At 69.0% G+C, this 17,216-nt stretch carries 17 protein-coding genes; 5 read left to right on the top strand and 12 right to left on the bottom strand.

What is annotated here, in order from left to right:
• Window positions 1–14: 14 nt before the first annotated feature.
• The 4 genes from C8D78_RS13760 to clpS form a co-directional block, all read right to left on the bottom strand.
• Window positions 15–812, bottom strand: a complete 798-nt coding sequence (locus C8D78_RS13760) for an MBL fold metallo-hydrolase (protein WP_120954444.1) — start codon at window positions 810–812, stop codon at window positions 15–17.
• Window positions 809–1,861 carry a glutamate racemase gene (gene murI / locus C8D78_RS13755; protein ID WP_244208406.1) on the bottom strand — a complete coding sequence of 351 codons (1,053 nt, stop codon included), beginning with the start codon at window positions 1,859–1,861 and terminating at the stop codon, window positions 809–811. The genes C8D78_RS13760 and murI overlap by 4 nt, the downstream gene beginning before the upstream one ends.
• A gap of 85 nt (window positions 1,862–1,946) precedes the next feature.
• Entirely contained in the window at window positions 1,947–2,513 is a 567-nt protein-coding gene (locus tag C8D78_RS13750) for a DUF2017 domain-containing protein (protein WP_120954442.1), read from the bottom strand.
• A complete protein-coding gene (gene clpS / locus C8D78_RS13745; RefSeq protein WP_120954441.1) occupies window positions 2,506–2,871 on the bottom strand; it encodes an ATP-dependent Clp protease adapter ClpS in 366 nt (121 codons plus the stop codon). The genes C8D78_RS13750 and clpS overlap by 8 nt, the downstream gene beginning before the upstream one ends.
• 213 nt (window positions 2,872–3,084) lie before the next feature.
• On the opposite strand from clpS, the gene C8D78_RS13740 reads away from it, so the two are divergent.
• From C8D78_RS13740 to C8D78_RS13730, 3 genes are all read left to right on the top strand, one after another.
• Complete coding sequence (locus C8D78_RS13740; protein ID WP_244208405.1) at window positions 3,085–4,413, top strand: nicotinate phosphoribosyltransferase; 1,329 nt, start codon at window positions 3,085–3,087, stop codon at window positions 4,411–4,413.
• A complete protein-coding gene (locus tag C8D78_RS13735; protein ID WP_120954440.1) occupies window positions 4,414–5,076 on the top strand; it encodes an isochorismatase family protein in 663 nt (220 codons plus the stop codon).
• An 84-nt stretch (window positions 5,077–5,160) separates the two neighbouring features.
• Complete coding sequence (locus tag C8D78_RS13730) at window positions 5,161–5,511, top strand: hypothetical protein (protein WP_120954439.1); 351 nt, start codon at window positions 5,161–5,163, stop codon at window positions 5,509–5,511.
• Between the two features lie 114 nt (window positions 5,512–5,625).
• On the opposite strand, the gene C8D78_RS13725 is transcribed toward C8D78_RS13730, so the two are convergent.
• The 8 genes from C8D78_RS13725 to C8D78_RS20135 form a co-directional block, all read right to left on the bottom strand.
• Complete coding sequence (locus C8D78_RS13725; RefSeq protein WP_120954438.1) at window positions 5,626–7,413, bottom strand: DEAD/DEAH box helicase; 1,788 nt, start codon at window positions 7,411–7,413, stop codon at window positions 5,626–5,628.
• Between the two features lie 361 nt (window positions 7,414–7,774).
• Window positions 7,775–8,092, bottom strand: a complete 318-nt coding sequence (locus C8D78_RS13720) for a DUF3039 domain-containing protein (protein ID WP_425266706.1) — start codon at window positions 8,090–8,092, stop codon at window positions 7,775–7,777.
• Window positions 8,093–8,174: 82 nt separating this feature from the next.
• Window positions 8,175–8,957: a glucosamine-6-phosphate deaminase gene (gene nagB, locus C8D78_RS13715; protein WP_120954436.1), complete on the bottom strand. Its 783-nt coding sequence runs from the start codon at window positions 8,955–8,957 to the stop codon at window positions 8,175–8,177.
• A 64-nt stretch (window positions 8,958–9,021) separates the two neighbouring features.
• Window positions 9,022–10,593 carry a transporter gene (locus C8D78_RS13710; RefSeq protein WP_120954435.1) on the bottom strand — a complete coding sequence of 524 codons (1,572 nt, stop codon included), beginning with the start codon at window positions 10,591–10,593 and terminating at the stop codon, window positions 9,022–9,024.
• Window positions 10,575–11,441, bottom strand: coding sequence for an ABC transporter ATP-binding protein (locus tag C8D78_RS13705; protein ID WP_244208404.1), 867 nt, complete (start codon window positions 11,439–11,441; stop codon window positions 10,575–10,577). The genes C8D78_RS13710 and C8D78_RS13705 overlap by 19 nt, the downstream gene beginning before the upstream one ends.
• Window positions 11,442–11,500: 59 nt before the next feature.
• Window positions 11,501–12,601: an NADH:flavin oxidoreductase/NADH oxidase gene (locus tag C8D78_RS13700; RefSeq protein ID WP_120954434.1), complete on the bottom strand. Its 1,101-nt coding sequence runs from the start codon at window positions 12,599–12,601 to the stop codon at window positions 11,501–11,503.
• Window positions 12,601–13,614, bottom strand: a complete 1,014-nt coding sequence (locus tag C8D78_RS13695; protein ID WP_120954433.1) for a tetratricopeptide repeat protein — start codon at window positions 13,612–13,614, stop codon at window positions 12,601–12,603. The genes C8D78_RS13700 and C8D78_RS13695 overlap by 1 nt, the downstream gene beginning before the upstream one ends.
• Before the next feature lie 74 nt (window positions 13,615–13,688).
• The gene (locus C8D78_RS20135; protein ID WP_425266705.1) at window positions 13,689–14,564 is read right to left on the bottom strand and encodes a DUF8094 domain-containing protein; all 876 of its coding nucleotides are present in this window, start codon (window positions 14,562–14,564) and stop codon (window positions 13,689–13,691) included.
• Window positions 14,565–14,613: 49 nt separating this feature from the next.
• On the opposite strand from C8D78_RS20135, the gene C8D78_RS20130 reads away from it, so the two are divergent.
• Together C8D78_RS20130 and C8D78_RS13675 are read left to right on the top strand one after the other, a co-directional pair.
• On the top strand, window positions 14,614–15,249 hold the full coding sequence (locus C8D78_RS20130; protein WP_425266704.1) for a pentapeptide repeat-containing protein: 636 nt from the start codon (window positions 14,614–14,616) through the stop codon (window positions 15,247–15,249).
• 704 nt (window positions 15,250–15,953) lie between these two features.
• Window positions 15,954–17,150 carry an AI-2E family transporter gene (locus C8D78_RS13675; RefSeq protein WP_244208416.1) on the top strand — a complete coding sequence of 399 codons (1,197 nt, stop codon included), beginning with the start codon at window positions 15,954–15,956 and terminating at the stop codon, window positions 17,148–17,150.
• The last annotated feature ends 66 nt before the right edge of the window (window positions 17,151–17,216 follow it).

The raw sequence follows: 17,216 nt of genomic DNA, 5'->3' as shown, positions 1-17,216 counted from the left end.
CTAAACGGTGGCTGTTAAACGGTGTAGTGCACGCCGGCGACGGCGACGGCCACGTCCTTGCCGAAGACTTCCTTCGCCTCGGCCATGACGGTGGTCGGGGATGTCCAGACGGGAATGTGCGTCAGCAGCAGCCGCCGCGCGCCCGCGGCGACGGCGGCCTCCCCTGCCCGCTTCCCGGTCAGGTGCACGTCCTTGATCCCGTCGTCGCGGCCTTCCTCGAAAGCCGCCTCGCAAAGGAAGAGGTCGGCGTCGCGGGCGGCGTCCTCCAGGCCGGCGCAGGAGTCGGTGTCGCCCGAATAGCTGAGCACCCGGGTGACCGGGTTGCCGTCCTTGTCCGGCTCAGTGACCTCCACGCGGAGCGCGTATGCCTCCTCCACCGGGTGGTTGACGGCATACGGGGTGACCGTGAACGGGCCCATGGTCACCGGCTTGCGCTCGGACCAGTTGCTGAAGTCGAATTCCTCGTGCATCCCCGGGTCCAGGTCCAGGCCGTAGGCGGTGGCCATCCGGTCCGCGGTCGCGGCGGGGCCCCACACCGGAATCCTGCCGCGTCCCCAGCCGCCGGGCTTCCAGCGCACGGCAACGTGCAAGCCGCACAGGTCCATGCAATGGTCCGGGTGCAGGTGGGTGAGGAAGATGGCGTCGATGTCCTCCAGGTCCGTGTAGCGCTGGATGGCGCCGAGCGCCCCGCTGCCGATGTCCAGGACGATCTTCCAGGTCCGCTCGCCGTCGGTGGCGGTCAGCAGATAGCACGACGCCGGTGAGCCGGGCCCCGGGAACGACCCGGTACAGCCCACGATGGTCAGCCTCACAGCCGTGCTCCCCCGCCCGCGGATCCGCCCACGAAGTTGGAGATCCGCGGCCTGCCCGCACCGGCCTGCGCGGCGGCGGACTGGGCGGCGGCGATCATCTCCGGGGTGATCCGGGCGAGGCTGCCGGTGGGGTACTGCGCCGCGACGTGGTCCACGTGGCGGACGCTGAGGACCTCGGGGCCAAGGAACCGCCGGGCGAGGTGCTCAAACTGGGCGGCGTCGCCGGTGGCGATGAAGTTGTGCTCCGGTGCCGCGGCGTCCGTACGTTCCAGACCCCGGGACGCCAGCGCCCGGTAGACGTCCTTTGCCGTCTCCTCGGCGCTGGAGACCAGCGTGACGTCCTCGCCCATGACGAAGGAGATCACGCCGGTGAGCAGGGGGTAGTGGGTGCAGCCGAGCACCACGGTGTCCACCCCGGCGGCTATGAGCGGCGCCAGGTACTCCCGGGCGACGGCGAGCAGCTCCGGCCCGGTGGTGATGCCGGCCTCCACGTAGGCCACGAACGCCGGGCAGGCCACGGAGGTGATCTCCAGGTCCGGGGCCGCCGCGAAGGTGTCCTCGTAGGCGCGCGAGCCCACCGTGGCCGAGGTGCCGATCACGCCCACCCTGCCCGTGCGCGTGGCCGCGACGGCGCGCCGGACCGCCGGCTGGATGACTTCGATCACGGGAATCCCGTACCGGGCCGTGTAGCGTTCGCGGGCGTCGCGGAGCACGGCGGCGGAGGCGGAGTTGCAGGCAATGGTCAGCAGCTTCACGCCGGAATCCACGAGCTCGTCCATGACGCCGAGGGCATTCGCGCGGACTTCGGCGATGGGAAGCGGCCCGTAGGGGCCGTGCGCGGTGTCGCCGACGTAGAGGATGGATTCGTTGGGCAGCTGGTCGATGATCGACCGGGCCACGGTGAGGCCGCCGACGCCGGAATCGAAGACCCCAATGGGCCGCGATCCCAGACCCGATGCCGGTCCGGCGCCCGCCGGGACGGTTGCGGTGCTGCTCGCTGGGGTGTCCGCAGCAGCCGCTGCCGGTTCCGTACTTGATGCTGAAGTCATGATTATTCGAGGATAGGACAACGCCAGCGGCCCGGCCATCACATTGTGGCGCGCAACTCGTGTCTCCTAAGTCACATCCCCGCGCTTAGCGCCGGGCATCCAGGGAGTGCACCATGGCCTGGACCAGTGACTCCTGCAGCCAGGTGGTGAAGTTGTACACGAGGGCGAGGTAGCTTTCGACATCCTCGGCCTCGGACCAGTCCTGCATAAGGTGGACGTTGTCGGCGTCGGCGTCGTCGCGGATGTCGAGGCGTTCGGCCAGCACCAGCCGGACGTCGTTGAGCGCGGTGGCCCAGTGCCTCGCGTCGGCCGGGGCCAGCACGAGGTCCTCCCGGTCCAGGCTCAAGGCGGCAGCCTTCAGCGCACCGATCTTGCCTTCGCGCAGCGACCGCTCGGTGTAGCGGCGGAACTCCAGGGAGGCGGCGTCGTCGTTCTTCATCACATTCGGCAGCAGCCGGCGCAGGGCGCGGTCCGAGGGCTCGCGGGCCTTGGTGTCCAGGCCGACCAGGGCGGCCAGCGGATCCTCGTCGGCGCGTTCCTCGGGCTCGAGCATGGAGATGACGTCGTCAAACAAGCTGCGCAGCAGTTCCCGCTCTGCCGGCTCCAGATGGCCTCGGATGCCCTTGTGCCCGTATTTGAATGCCTTAGCCACGTTTTCCTTTGCCTTTGCCCGAGCCGCTCCCGTTGCCGCCGGTGGCTTTTTCCACCGTCGCCCAGAGGCCGTAGCCGTGCATGGCTACGGCGTGCTGCTCCACCTGTTCCTTGCTGCCGTGCGCCACGATCGAGCGGCCCTTCTTGTGGACCTCCATCATGAGCTTGTTGGCCTTGGTCTCCGAGTACCCGAAATAGCTGCGGAAAACGTAGCTGACGTAGCTCATCAGGTTCACGGGATCGTTCCAGATCACGAGGTTCCATGGGATGTCCGGGGCGGTCAGGACGTCGGTGGACGTCGCTGTTCCTGTCTGGGTGCTCTCCCGTGTGTCCGGGCCGAGGGCAACGCTGAGGGTCATCTGTCCATTCTATGGGGATGCTGGGCCCACGCCGGCGAGGGCCCCACGGCGAAGCGAAGCGAGACGAGGGAGCCGGTGGGTGGGCCCACGCCGGCGAGGGCCCCACGGCGAAGCGAAGCGAGACGAGGGAGCCGGTGGGTGGGCCCACGCCGGCGAGGGCCCCACGGGGAAGCGAAGCGAGACGAGGGAGCCGGTGGGGACTAGAGTGAATTTGTGAGTACCTCAGCTGGCTGGGACCGTCCCCGCACGTCCCTGTACACCGACCACTACGAGTTGACCATGCTGCAGGGTGCTTTGCAGTCCGGCGCCGCGCACCGGAAATCGGTCTTCGAGGCCTTTGCCCGGCGGCTTCCGGACGGGCGGCGCTACGGGATCGTGGCCGGCACCGGCCGCCTGCTGGAGGGCATCACGAACTTCCGCTTCGGCGAACAGGAGCTGGACTACCTGCGCCGCACCAAAGTGGTCAACGACCAGACGCTCGAGTACCTGGCCGATTACAGCTTCTCCGGCGACATCTGGGGGTATCCGGAGGGTGAAGCGTACTTCCCGAACTCCCCGGTACTGATCGTGGAGTCCACGTTTGCCGAGGCCTGCATCCTGGAGACGTACCTGCTCTCCGTGCTCAACCATGACTGCGCGATCGCCTCGGCCGCCTCCCGGATGATCTCCGCGGCCGGAAGCCGCCCGTGCATCGAGATGGGGTCCCGGCGCACCCACGAGGAGTCAGCCGTTGCTGCAGCCCGGGCCGCGGTCATCGCCGGGTTCGACAGCACCTCCAACCTGGAGGCCGGATTGCGCTACGGGCTGAAGACGGTGGGCACGGCCGCCCATTCCTTCACCCTGCTGCATGACACCGAGCGGGAGGCCTTCGAGGCCCAGATTGCCGCCTTCGGACCGGAAACCTCGCTCCTGGTGGACACGTACGACGTCGAAACGGCCGTCCGCACCGCCGTCGACCTCGCCGGCGACCGGCTGGGCGCCGTCAGGCTGGACTCCGGTGATCTGGTGGCCCAGGCCCAGTGGGTCCGGCAGTTGCTCGACGAGCTCGGCAATGACCGCACGAAGATTGTGGTGACCTCCGATCTCGACGAATTCGCCATCGCGGCCCTGCAGTCCGCGCCGGTGGACTCTTACGGCGTGGGCACCTCGCTGGTGACCGGTTCCGGCGCCCCGACGGCGAGCATGGTCTACAAGCTCGTCAGCCGCACCGACGATTCCGGCGAGTTCAGCCCGGTCGCCAAGGCCGCCAAGAACAAGGCCAGCAAGGGCGGCCGCAAGTACGCGCTGCGCAAGCTCAACGAGCGCGGAACAGCCACCGCCGAGATCGTGGGCGTCGGCCATCACCCGGAGGACGACGGCAACGACCGCCCGCTGCTGCAGCAGTTCGTCAAGAACGGCGAGCTCCTGCCCGGGTGGACCGGATCGGAGGGCGTCCAGCGCGCCCGCCGGCGCCACGCGGAGACCATGAAGGAGCTCCCCGCGGTAGTGAACCGGCTGCAGCGCGGCGAGGCTGCCATCCCCACCATCTACGAGGAGGACTAAATGTCCCGCGCCCTGATCATCGTTGACGTCCAAAACGATTTCTGTGAGGGCGGTGCCCTGCCCGTCGTCGGCGGCGCCGCCCTCGCCGGCGAGATCAGCGAATACGTTGACGCGCACCACGGCCAGTTCGACCACATCGTGGCCACCCAGGACTGGCACATCGATCCGGGAGCGCATTTCTCGGACGAGCCCGACTTTGTGGAGAGCTGGCCGCCGCATTGCGTGGCGCGAACCCGCGGGGCCGAGCTGCACCCCGATCTGGATCCCGAGTACATCCAGGCGTACTTCCGCAAGGGCCGGTTCGCCGCGGCGTACTCCGGGTTTGAAGGCCTCCTGGCCCCTGACGACGACGTCCCCACCGGCGACCGGAAGCCCGGCGCCATGCCTGTCGCCGGATCCGACGCCGGGTCCGACGCCGAGGACGCGGAAGGTGCCGCCGCCGGCGAGGATGCGATCGGACTCGATGACTGGCTGCAGAGCCACGACGTCGAGGATATCGTGGTGGTGGGGATCGCCACGGACTACTGCGTCAAGGCGACCGCCCTGGATGCCGTCCAGGCCGGCTACTCCGTGACGGTGCTGCGCGGTTTGACGGTGGGAATCGCCGAAGACCTCGACGACGCCGTGGCAGAGATGGAGCTTGGCGGCGTCGATGTCCTTTGAGGCCGCCGCGGCAGTAGACTCGAAATCCTTGCCGTACCGCCAGTCTTGCCATTTTGACCGACACGTAAAACCCCGGAGTACACCATGAAGAAGACCCTGACCGTTCTCATTGCCGCCGGAGCGCTCCTTGGCGCCGCCGGCTGTTCGGCCTCGCCGCAGCTGAGCAATGCGGAAACCTGCGCCCGGGTCAAGACCGTGGTCTCCGCCCAGTCAGCCACGTCGGACAAGGCCGGCATGACCCGCGTGGCCAACCAGCTCCGGCCCATCAAGGCGGCGGCATCCGATGACCTCCGGGCTCCGCTGCAGACCATCATCGAGTACTTCGACGAGTCGGCCAAGCCCAACCCGGACACGGCCAAGCTCGCCAACATGAAGGCCGGCTACACGCAGGCGGGCCAGACCTACGGCCAGATTTGCGGCAGCGGCGGCCAGTAGGGCCGCACCGGAAACCGCGCACACAGGAAAGGGACCAGGCGGGTCGTGAACTCGCCGGGTCCCTTTCCTGTGTGGCATTCCGGCGCCGGTCACCAAACGCCGTTGTGCCGGCGGCTACTTCCGGCCGATGAACCAGTCCTGCAGCTTCCGCAGACGGGTCTGCAGCTGCTCCTCGTTGGCCTGGGCGACGGGCGGTCCCCCACAGACGGTGCGGAGTTTGGTGTGGATCACCCCGTGCGGGGTCCCGGTCCGGGCGGACCACGCCGCGACGTTCTTGGCCAGTTCGGTGCGCAGGTCCATGAGCATCCGGTGGTCGGGGACGGCGGTGGCCGCCGCCTCGGGTGCCGCCGCCTGCGGGGCGCGCCTGTTCTTGCGGTTGAGCTGATCGTGCTGGCGCTGGCGCAGCAGCGTGCCGACCTGGTCGGCGTCAAGCAGTCCGGGGATTCCGAGGAAGTCGAGCTCATCCTCCGAGCCCACCTCGCCGCCGGTGCCGAACTCGCCGCCGTCGAAGAGCACGCGGTCGAAGGACGCCTGGGAGTCGAGGGCCTCGAACTTTCCCTTCATGAGTGAATCGGAGGCCTTTTCCTCGCGGTTGGCCTCGTCCATGAGCGAGTCCTCGGGGTTGAACAGCCCGTCGCTGTCTTCCTTCTCCGGGCGGTCCAGGGCGTGGTCGCGCTCGGCCTCCATGGAGTTGGCCAGCGCCATCAGCTGCGGCACCGAGGGCAGGAAGACCGACGCCGTCTCGCCGCGCTTACGGGCACGCACGAAGCGGCCCACGGCCTGGGCGAAGAACAGCGGGGTGGACGTCGAGGTCGCATAGACCCCGACCGACAGGCGCGGAACGTCCACGCCTTCGGAGACCATCCGTACGGCCACCATCCAGCGCTTCTCGCTGGCGGTGAACTCCTCGATCTTGCTGGAGGCCTTGGCGTCGTCGGAGAGGATGACGGTGGGCGATTCGCCGGTGATCCGCTTCAGCTGCCCGGCGTAGGCGCGGGCGTCCTCGTGGTCGGTAGCAATGACCAGGCCGCCGGCATCGGGGACGCTGCGCCGGACCTCGCTGAGACGCTTGTCCGCCCCGGCGAGGACCGCGGGGATCCATTCGCCGGCCGGGTTCAGCGCGGTCCGCCACGCCTGCGACGTGATGTCCTTCGTGACGGCCGACTCGCCGAGCGAGGCTGCCATTTCGTCGCCGGCACTCGTGCGCCAGCGCATCTGGCCGGAATAGGCCATGAACATGACCGGGCGGACCACGTGGTCCCGCAGGGCCTTGCCGTAGCCGTAGGTGTAGTCGGCCTTGGAGCGCCGGATGCCGTCGCGGTCCTCGGTGTACTCCACAAACGGGATGGGCGACGTGTCAGAGCGGAAAGGGGTGCCGGTCAGGGACAGCCGGCGGGCCGCGGGGTCGAACGCCTCGCGCAGGCCGTCGCCCCAGGACAGCGCCTCGCCGCCGTGGTGGATCTCGTCCAGGATCACCAGCGTGCGGGCGGCCTCGGTCTTGGCCCGGTGCAGCATGGGCTTGCTGGCCACCTGCGCGTACGTCACGGCGACGCCGATGAACCCGCGGCCGTGCTGGCCGTCGGCGTTCTTGAAGTTCGGATCGATCGCGATGCCCACCCGGGCGGCCGCGTCGGCCCACTGTCGCTTCAGGTGGTCGGTGGGCGCCACGATGGTCACGCGGTTGACCACGCCGGCCTCGATGAGCATGGACGCCACCCGCAGCGCGAAGGTGGTCTTGCCGGCGCCGGGGGTGGCGACGGCAAGGAAATCCTTGGGCTGGGTGCTGAAGTAGCTGTCCAGCGCCTCCTGCTGCCAGGCGCGCAGCTTCGGGGCGGTGCCCCAGGCGGCCCGCTCGGGATATGCGGGGGGCAGCGTGGGTCCGCCGAAAAGTGTCTCTGTCACCGGGGCGCCCTCCATCCGCGCATGGCTGCAGCCGACGGAGAAAGCCAATTAAGCACAAAAACACCAATCTTTTCGGATGGACCGTTAGGCGGAAACCGGACAGCAGGGACCGGAAAGCAGGGGAACAGAATAACCGTGGCGGCGCATCGACGCACCGCCACCGAGGAACACAGCACTAAGCCGCGGTACTAAGACACGGTACCGGTACAGCTATAAGACAAGGTACTCAGGCGCCGAAGCCAGGGACCGAAATCAGGCCCCGGGTTCAGGCGCCGGACCACAACGACGTCGTCGGGCGACACCACGAGAGGGCGCAGGTCAACGGCGAACGGACCAAGTGCGGGGCCGTTATTGGCTCCGTTTACTTGTCGCCGGAGCCCTTGCCGCCGTCGCCTCCGGGGCGCAGGCCCTCGTAAACTTCCTTGCACTCGGGACAGACCGGGAACTTCTGCGGATCCCGGCCCGGCGTCCAGACCTTGCCGCAGAGCGCGATGACGGGTTCACCGGTCAACGCGGATTCCATGATCTTTTCCTTGCGCACGTAGTGCGAGAAGCGCTCCCGGTCACCGGGCTCCACTTCCTGGCGCAGTTCCTCGCGCTCGATCGTGGCCGTCGACGTCCCGGCTCCGGAGAGCTCACGCATCGGGTCGTTTTCGAGAGGATCGGTCATGCTAGTCATGACACCCATCTTAGCCGTTGGATGCGTGCCGCCGGACCTGTTGGAGGCCGACGGCGGTGCCGGGCAGGGGCGAAAGCGGTGCCTACAGGCCCTGCCAGGCGGGTTTGTGGTCATAGCTGTGGCGGTAGTAATCGGCCAGCCGGAGGGAGGACGCCGCCGCCTCGTCGACGAGGACGGTGGCGTGCCGGTGCAGCTGCAGCACGGAGGCGGCGCAGATGGCCGCGACGGGGCCCTCGGCGAGGTCCCGGACCGCCTGGGCCTTCTGGGCGCCCGTGGCAATCAGGATGACGTGGCGGGCGTCCAGGATGGTGCCCAGCCCTTGGGTCAGGACGTGATGGGGAACGTCGGCAAGGCTGCCGAAAAAACGCGCGTTGTCCCGGCGTGTCTGCTCGATCAGGGTCTTGATCCGCGTCCGGGAGGCCAGGGATGAGCCAGGCTCGTTGAACCCGATGTGACCGTCCGTTCCGACGCCGAGCAGCTGCAGGTCCACTCCCCCAGCGTCGCGGATGGCGTCTTCATACTCCTGGCAGGCCGCGGGGATGTCCGCCGCCGCGCCGTCGGGCACGTGAACGTTGGCCGGGCTGATGTTCACTAGTGCGGTGAATTCGCGCGTGATCACCTCGCGGTAGGACTGGGGGTGGCCCGCCGGGAGGCCGGCGTATTCGTCCAGCGCGAAGGCCCGGGCCCGGCTGAAGTCCAGGCCGTCGCGCTTGTGCCGCAGGGCCAGCTCGGCATAGACCGGCACCGGTGTGGAGCCCGTCGCCACGCCCAGGACGGCGTCGGGCTTGCGGCGCAGAAGGGCCTCCACCGCATCCGCTGCCAGCGTTGCGATCTGTTTGCTGCCGGGAAGGATGACAATTTCCATGGTCCCTGCCTTTATTACCTGGCTCACCTGGCGTTCGGGTCTGCGCACTCCCAGCATGCACCCGTCAGCGGTTGACGGCCAGTTGTGCCAGCAGCTCGGGCGCCCGCCGGTCGAGCCAGGCTCCCCCGGTCCGGACGCCCGCGGCGAAGAGCGTCAGGCCCAGTACGGGTCCGAGCACCAGCGCGATCCAGCCCGGCACGGGGCTGGAAGTGATGAACTGCGCGGCCACGAGCCCCACCTCGGGCGCCACGAGGACCATGAGGACGGCCATGCCGCCGAACTGCACGGCGAGGGTCTGGGCCACGTTGCCCGGGGGCTTCTTGAACGGGCTGTCCCCGGGCAGTGGGACGCTCACGGTGTAGCGCGCCGAAATCACGGAGGCCAGGCCAAGCCCGCTGAAGAGCACGCCGAGCGAGAGCCCGAGCACTCCGGGCAGCCTGTCCCACGCCCCCGTGAAGAAGAAGGGTCCGATGCTGAAGAGGAGCACCACAGGCAGGGCGAAGCTCAGGCACGCTGCCGCCCGGCCGAGCCGGTCGTCGGCGCCGCGCACGCCGGCGGCCACGTGCAGGGCGAACGCGGTGCTGTCATAGGAGACGTCCGTGGAGATGGACCAGGCCAGGAGGAACGCCGTCAGCGGTCCCACGAACTGGAACGGGCCGTAGAACCCGCTTTGGCTGCCCTGGAACAGGAACAGCACCGGCAGCAGGGGAACCACCACGAGCGCGCCGGCGTAGCGGGGATCGCGCAGCCAGTAGTACAGCGACCTCGCCGCGACGGCCGCGGCGGGCGTGGCCGGGAAGATCCGGAACAGGCCGGGGCCGCCGGCCCGCCGTTTGGACGTCCCGGCGTAGGGCGGGGTCACGAGGGCCCGCCGGAGCAGCGCCTTCCATGCCAGGGCGAGCCCGGCCAGGGTGGCCGCCGCGACCAGGAATTTCACGGCAGCCGCCGCGTAATTGCCGGCGGCCAGCTCGCCGCCGAGCGCGAAGGCCGCACCGGCCGGTGTCCAGGACAATGTCCGGGCCAGGGCGGCCGGGAAGTCGCCCGAGCCGGAGATGCCCCTCGCAATGCCGGCCACGATGGGGCCGGTGAGCACGAGCGGGATGAGGAATGCGACGGCGCTGATGTCCTTGAAGCGCCGGGAGCTTGCCAGGCCCGCCGTTGCTGTGGTCACCACCTTGGACAGCACCACGCAGCTCAGCACACCCAGCACGGCACCCAGGAGCGCGCCGGCCGCGGCAGGCACGCTGCGGGACCAGGTCCCCACTGTGGCGAGCGCGACCACCGTGGTGGCCAGCCCCGGAATGCCGATCAGCCCGCCCAGGGCCAGGCCCGCCAACAGCTGCGGCATGGGCACGGCGAAGGTGGTGAAGCGGGCGGGGTCCAGGGTCATGTCCGCGGCGGAGACCGCCACCGGGATGATCGCCCAGCCCAGGAGTGCTGCCGCGCCGCCCAGGACCACCACGGTCTGGGCGAGTTCAATCTCCTGGCTGCGGAGGAACAGCAGCCCGGCCACGCAGAGACCGACAATGCCCAGGGCGTACAGGGAGCCGATGCCAAGACCCACCAGCTGCCAGGGGCTGCGCCGGACGCTGTTGCGCAGCAGGGTCAGCTTGAGCCTCAGAAGGTGCGCAACCATTCCAGCCCTTCCGCATGGTTCCGGCCGCCCACCAGCTGCACGAACCGGTCCTCCAGGCTTGCCCCGGCGCGGACGTCCCCCACCGTGCCGGCCGCCAGCACCCTGCCGCCGGCGACGACGGCGACGTGGTCGCACATGCGCTGGACCAGGTCCATGACGTGGCTTGAGACGATGACCGTGCCGCCCGAAATGACGTAGCGGTCAAGGATGTCGCGGATGTTCGCCGCGGAGACGGGGTCCACGGATTCGAAGGGTTCGTCCAGGACCAGGAGCCGCGGCGCGTGGATCAGGGCCGAGGCCAGCGCGATCTTCTTGCTCATCCCGGCGGAGTAGTCCACCACCAGCGTGCCGGCGTCCTCGCTCAGGTCCAGCGCCGCGAGCAGCTCCGCGACGCGCGAGGCCACCGTGTCCCGGTCCATCCCGCGTAGCAGCCCGGCGTAGGTGACCAGCTGCTCGCCGCTCAGGCGGTCGAACAGCCGGACGCCGTCGGGCAGGATGCCCATCAGCTTCTTGGCCTGCAGCGGATGCTGCCAGACGTCGACGCCGTGGACCAGCGCGGTACCGAAATCGGGGCGCAGCAGGCCCGTCGCCATGGACAGCGTGGTGGTCTTGCCGGCGCCGTTGGGGCCCACCACCCCGTAGAAGGATCCGGCCGGGACGTCCAGGCTGATGCCGTCGACGGCGATTTTGTCACCGAAGCGCTTGGCGAGCCCGCGCAGGGACAGCGCAGGGACCTGCGGGGCAGAGGCCTGCGGTGCAAACGGGCCGGACGGGGCTGGTTGTCCCTGCTGGGCTGGTTGTGCCTGCCGAGCTGGTTGTGCCTGCCGAGCAGGGGGCTGGGAAGTCATGACGCTAGACTAACCGGCCCCGCGCGCGAAAAGGATAGTCCGCAAGGCGTACGGGTCCGTTAGAACGAGTGGCGGGGTATGGCGCGCTCGTACTGCGGCGGCCAGGCCAGGTCGTGGCCGAGCTCGAACGCTGCCCGCAGCCACCAGTGCGGATCCCGGAGGGCTGCCCGGGCAATGAACACGCCGTCGGCCTGGCCGGTGGCCACGGCGTGCTCGGCCTGCCCGGCCGAGGTCAGCAGACCCACTGTGCCGGTTTTGACCCCGGTTTCGCGCCGGATCCGGGCGGAGAACCCGGTCTGGTAGCCGGGGCCGATCGGAATCTGCTGGTGGGCAACGGCCCCGCCGCTGGAAACATCCACCAGGTCCACCCCGTGCTCTGCGGCGGCGCTGGCCATCCGGACCGACGCCTCGGCGTCAATGCCGCCGGGCGCCCAGTCGGAGGCGGAGATCCGGAGCAGGAGGGGCATGGAGTCGGGGATGACGGCCCGGACGGCGTCCACCACGGCCAGCGTCAGCCGGTTCCGGCCCGCCTCGTCCCCGCCCCAGCGGTCCGTGCGGTCGTTGACGAGCGGGCTTTGGAACTGGTGCAGCAGGTAGCCGTGGGCGCCGTGGAGTTCGATCGTGTCGAACCCTGCCCCGACGGCCCGCACGGCGGCGGCGGCGAAATCGGCGATCACGCCCTGGATCTGCGCCTCGGTCATGGCCGAGGGCGGTGCGTAGCCGTCGAAGGCTCCCGTGCCGGGGCCCACGGTGTCCCAGCCGCCGTCGGCCGCCGGCACGCTGCCGGTCTTGCCCGAGAACGGCCAGTAGGAGGACGCCTTCCGGCCGGCATGCGCCAGCTGGGTGCCGATCTTGGTGTCCGCGGTGCCGTGGCGGTGCACGAAGGAGGTGATGCGTTCCCAGGCCGCGGCCTGGTCCTCGTTGTAGATGCCCGCGTCGCGGGGGCTGATCCTGCCGGCAGCGTTGACCGAGTTGGCTTCGGTGAGGATGAGGGCCGCTCCCCCGGTGGCGAAGGAACCCAGGTGCATGAGGTGCCAGTCGGTGGGCACTCCCTCGCCTGTGCCGGGCTCACAGCTGTACTGGCACATGGGAGACACCCAGCCGCGGTGCTGCAGCCGCAGGGACCTCAGGTCCAGCGGCGCGAAAAGCGCGGATCCCACTAGAAGAGCACCCGCGCCAGGGCCTGCCGTGCCTTAGCGACGCGCTGGTCACCGGTGCCCACGACGTCGAACAGTTCCAGCAGACGGACCCGGGCAGTCTCCCGTTCCGGACCGAAGTTACGGCCGATGAACGCCACGATCCGGCCCAGGCCGTCCTCGATGTGGCCGCCGGCGATGTCCAGGTCCGCGACGCCGAGCTGGGCATCGAGGTTGTCCGGTTCGTCGGCCGCGAGCCGGCGGAGGGCGTCGGACTCGGGCCCGGAGAGGGACTGCAGCCGTTCCATAAGTTCCACCTGCGCCAGCCCGGCCTTGGCCTCGGCGTCGCTGGGCATCTCGTTCAGGGCTTGCCGGTAGGCTGCGGCGGCGGCCCCGTAATGGCCCGCCTCGATCGCGTCGTACGCCGCCTGATGCAGCGGCGGCAGGGGCGGCGCCTCCGGTTCCCCGTTTCCGGGACCGCCGGCTCCGATCCGCCCGGTCACTCCGTTCGCGGCCGCGACCTTGAGAAGTTCATCGAACAGGCTGCGGATTTGCTGTTCCTCCGCCCCGCCCTGGAAGAGCGGAACGGGCTGTCCCTTGACCACCGCGACGGCGGTCGGAACGGCGTCGACCTGGAAGGCCTGGGCGAGCTGCGGGAAGACATCGATGTCCGCGGCGCCGAGCACCAACTGGCCGTCGTAGCTCTCGACGATGTCTTCAAGGACGTCCACCAGCTGGCCGGAGCCCGGTGAGTAAGAGGCCCAGAGGGCGATCACCACGGGAACCTGGGCGGAGAGCTCCACGAGCTCCTGGAAGTTCCCTTCGGTCACGTCCACTCGCAACGGCCGGGTTGGGTGTTCGGCGGCGCCGCCCCCCGGTGCCGCAGGGGCACCCGGGGCGGCAGGGGCACCCGGGGCGGCAGGACCGGAGACGGACGGCGCCGGCCGCTGTTTCAAGGCGGAAAGATCGACGGCGCCGCGCAGGTTCAGCGGGTTGGCGGCAACTGGCGGGACCGGTCGGGAAGCTGGCGTAGTCATAGCTCCACTCTAGCCACTGAAGACCGGCCCGGCGCCACTGCGGCCGCCCTTCAGCAGCTACCCAAAAGCCGTGGTTACTTGAAAGACGCCCCGACCAAGCCGCGGGTCGCGGCCACCAGCTTCATCGGATCCTTGGAGCCTGCGGGCGGAACATAGACTGCCACCGACTCGGCGAAGTTCAGCACCATGCCCGTGCTGGTCTCCTTGCCGCCGGCGAGGGCTGCGGCGTCGTCGCCGATCGAGAGCTTGTCGCCGGAGGACTTCGGGGTGCCGTCGAAGGCGAAGTCCAGCCGGCCCAGGACCAGGGCGCCGCCGTCGGCCGTGCGGAACACGACGGTGTTACCGGGTGCCACCTTGTGGGTGAAGGCAAAGTTACCGTTGACGCCCGACTTGACCACGTCGGCCTGGTACGCGAGGGTGTCCGCGATGTACGGGGAGGACTTGCCCTCGACCAGCTTGTCCTTGAACGAGGAGTTGGCCGACGTGAGGCGGTCGCCCAGGCCGGCGAGCGCTTCGTCGCCGCTGTACAGCAGGCCGGACTTGTCCGCGGACGCGAGGGTCTCCGTGCCGGCCCGCCCGATCGCCGGGAACGTCGCCCCCGGCTGCAGCGGCGTGCTGCTGACGAGCTTGTAGTTCTCCCGCGCGGACTCCTGGGTCAGGGTGAGCAGCTGCGGGACGACGTTGCCGTCGCCCTGCGTCACGGCCATGACCGAGCGCGGCCAGCTGCGTTTGTTGGTAACCACGGTGGTCAGCAGCTTGGTTGCGCGGACCGGCATGCGGGCCTCATAGGAGCCGACCTGCGACCGGATCTTGTAATTCTGCTTGCGCACCTCAAGCTCGGACTTCGCCACGCGCGGCGCGAGCTTGGCGGCGTCCTTTGCCGCGTCACCGGCGTCAACCACACCGGCAACCTGTTCCAGGACGCGGCGGAACTGGGCATCCAGCAGCACCGGGGAATCGGGCGCCTGGTCAGCGGCGGAACTGCCGGGAGACGCGCCGGTGGAGGCGGAAGCCGTGCCGGCCGGGGCGCTGGCGCTCGGCGACGGGGTCGGCGTCTGGTCAGCCTGGGCCGCCACCGATGTTCCCGTAACGGCCGCTGCCGTCAACAGGGCTACAACGACGCTGGAGCGGCGCATCGTGCCGGCGCCCCACTTCTTCTTTTCCGGTGCGGTCTTCTCCGGCGCTGTGTTCTCCGGTCCGGTGCTCTCGGGCGCGGTCTTCTCCGGTCCGGAGTTCTCGGGCGCAGTGTTCTCCGGAGCTGTGTTCTCCGGTCCGATGTTCTCGGGCGCGGCCGGCTGCGGGCTGGTCACGGCGGATTCCGTCACGCCAAGGGGCGGGTCCTGCGCTGTCCGGCCGGCGCGGCGCGCCTCGGCCTTCGCCTGCGCGCGGCGGGCGAACGGGCTGCCGCCGCCTCCGCTTCTGGTGCCGGGGCCCCGGTTGCCTGCTTTGGGCTTGAGGACCAGCAGCGCCCCGCCGGCGATGATCAGCAGGCCGCCGAGCACCATCAACGGAATGGCCCACGGCGTGGACGTATCGTTCGGGAAGGTCATCGTGATGGAGCTCGGCGCGGGCTTGGTGCCGTCCGTTGCGAGCAAGAGCGAGAAGTCGCCGTCGGCCGGAGCGTCCCAGGTGTAGTTCATCTCACCGTTGGCGTTCTCGGTGGTGACCCAGAGATCGGATCCGGCGGGCGACGGCGCGGTGGCCTCGCCGTCGGTGTGCGTCAGCTGCAACGACTTGCCGTCGTCGGAGACTCCGGAGACCGTGTTGTGCGCCGTCTTCGCCACCCAGGCGTCGACGTCGTCCGGCCGTCCGGCGGCCAGCATGAAGCTGCCCTCGCCCTTGACGTTGATCTTGACGCTCCCGGGGTGGAGGGTCCTCAGCTTCTCACTGAAGACGGTCAGCGGCGCGGCGGTACCGGCAGGAGCCGTTGCCGTGATTGTCTCCGGGGGAGCCCAGAACGTCTTCTGGCCAATTCCGGCCAGCAGCGTCAGGAGGCCGAGCAGCACCAGGGCGACTGCAGTCTTGAAACGCAAAATACACCTATCATCAGCGGACACGTAGCTTCAATAGTAACCATTTTGTTACCACGGAGTCAGATCGAGGGTCCGGTCGGTCCCCGCCGCGGGCGTCGGCGACGGCGCTCCTCCCTTGCGCTAACAAGCCTGCTGATAGTGTTTGCGGTGATCATCACACCAGCGCCGCCGCGGTGGCACCGCACAGATTTAAGGGCATTCAACGCAGTGACTGAACATACGGATTCGTCCTCCGCAGGACCGGAAAAAACCCAGGAATCCGGCAGCCAGGAACGCGGCCCCCAGCCAACTGTTTCCAGTCCCCGGCTGGCCGCGGCCGGCGTGCTCCTGTCCGTGGCCCGGCGCCTGCGCCAGCCCCTGCCCGGAGCCCAGCCGAGGCTTCGCTTCGAGATGCCGCCCGAGCACGAGGCAGGCACCGCGGCCGAGGACGGGATCGGCGAACGCTTCGGCAGCCCGGGTCCCCGCATGTCCACCCAGCACCCCCTCTACATGGGCTTCATGGGCACGGTCGGCGTCGGCGTCGCGCTCCTGGTCTACTGGATCGGTTCCAATACAACACAGCTGCTCCTGTGGATCGTCACGGCCCTCTTCATCACCCTCGGGCTGGACCCGGTGGTGCGCTGGCTCGAGGGCAAGAATGTTCCCCGGGCCGCCGGCATCCTCATGGCCGTGGCCACCCTGGCGCTGGCGGTAGCTGCCTTTTTCGCCACCCTGATCCCCACGATCGTGCAGCAGGTAACGCAGGTTGTGCAGCAGTCGCCGCAATGGGTCCAGGAGTTCATCGATTCCGACTTCTTCCGGACCGTTGACCAGCAGTTCGGCATACGGGACCGCATCTCCCAGGAACTGGGGAAGTTCGTCAACAACCCGGAGGCCATGGGCGGCATCTTCGGCGGCGTGGTCGGATTCGGCTCCATCGTGGCCAACGGGCTGTTCGGCGCCCTGATCGTGCTGGTCCTCAGCCTCTACTTCCTTGCCGCCCTTCCCTCGATGAAGAAGTGGGGCTACCGGCTGGCGCCGCGCTCGCGCCGCGCCCGGGTTGCGGCCTTGTCCGAGGAAATCACGGGTTCTGTGGGCAACTACGTGATCGGCCAGGCTGCCGTGGCCGTGCTGAACGCCACCTTTGCCTTCATCGTGATGTCGATCATCGGGGTGCCGTTCGGCACGCTGCTGGCGTTCGTCGTGGCCCTGCTGGCGTTTATCCCGCTCGTGGGCGGCATGATTGCCGGGTTTCTGGTGACCCTCGTTGCCCTGACCGCCGGCTGGCAGACCGCGCTCGTGTTTTTCATCTGCTACTTCGCCTACCTGCAGTTTGAGGCGTACTTCATCTCCCCGCGGATCATGCAGAAGGCCGTGGCGGTGCCCGGGGCGGTCGCCGTCATTTCCGTGATCGCCGGCGGCAGCCTGCTCGGCGTGCTCGGAGCCCTGATCGCCATTCCCACCGCGGCGGCGATCCTGCTGCTGGTCAAGGAGATCTTCATCGCCCGCCAGGACAGCCGCTAGGCGGTTTTCGCACCGAAATAAGACAGCCGCACCGTGGATCCACGGTGCGGCTGTCTTATTTCGGTG

It is taken from the genome of Arthrobacter oryzae (genome assembly GCF_003634095.1).
Classification (GTDB): Bacteria; Actinomycetota; Actinomycetes; order Actinomycetales; family Micrococcaceae; genus Arthrobacter; species Arthrobacter oryzae.
Note: the sequence above shows the minus strand (reverse complement) of the source record. Positions and strands in the feature narration are given on the sequence as shown.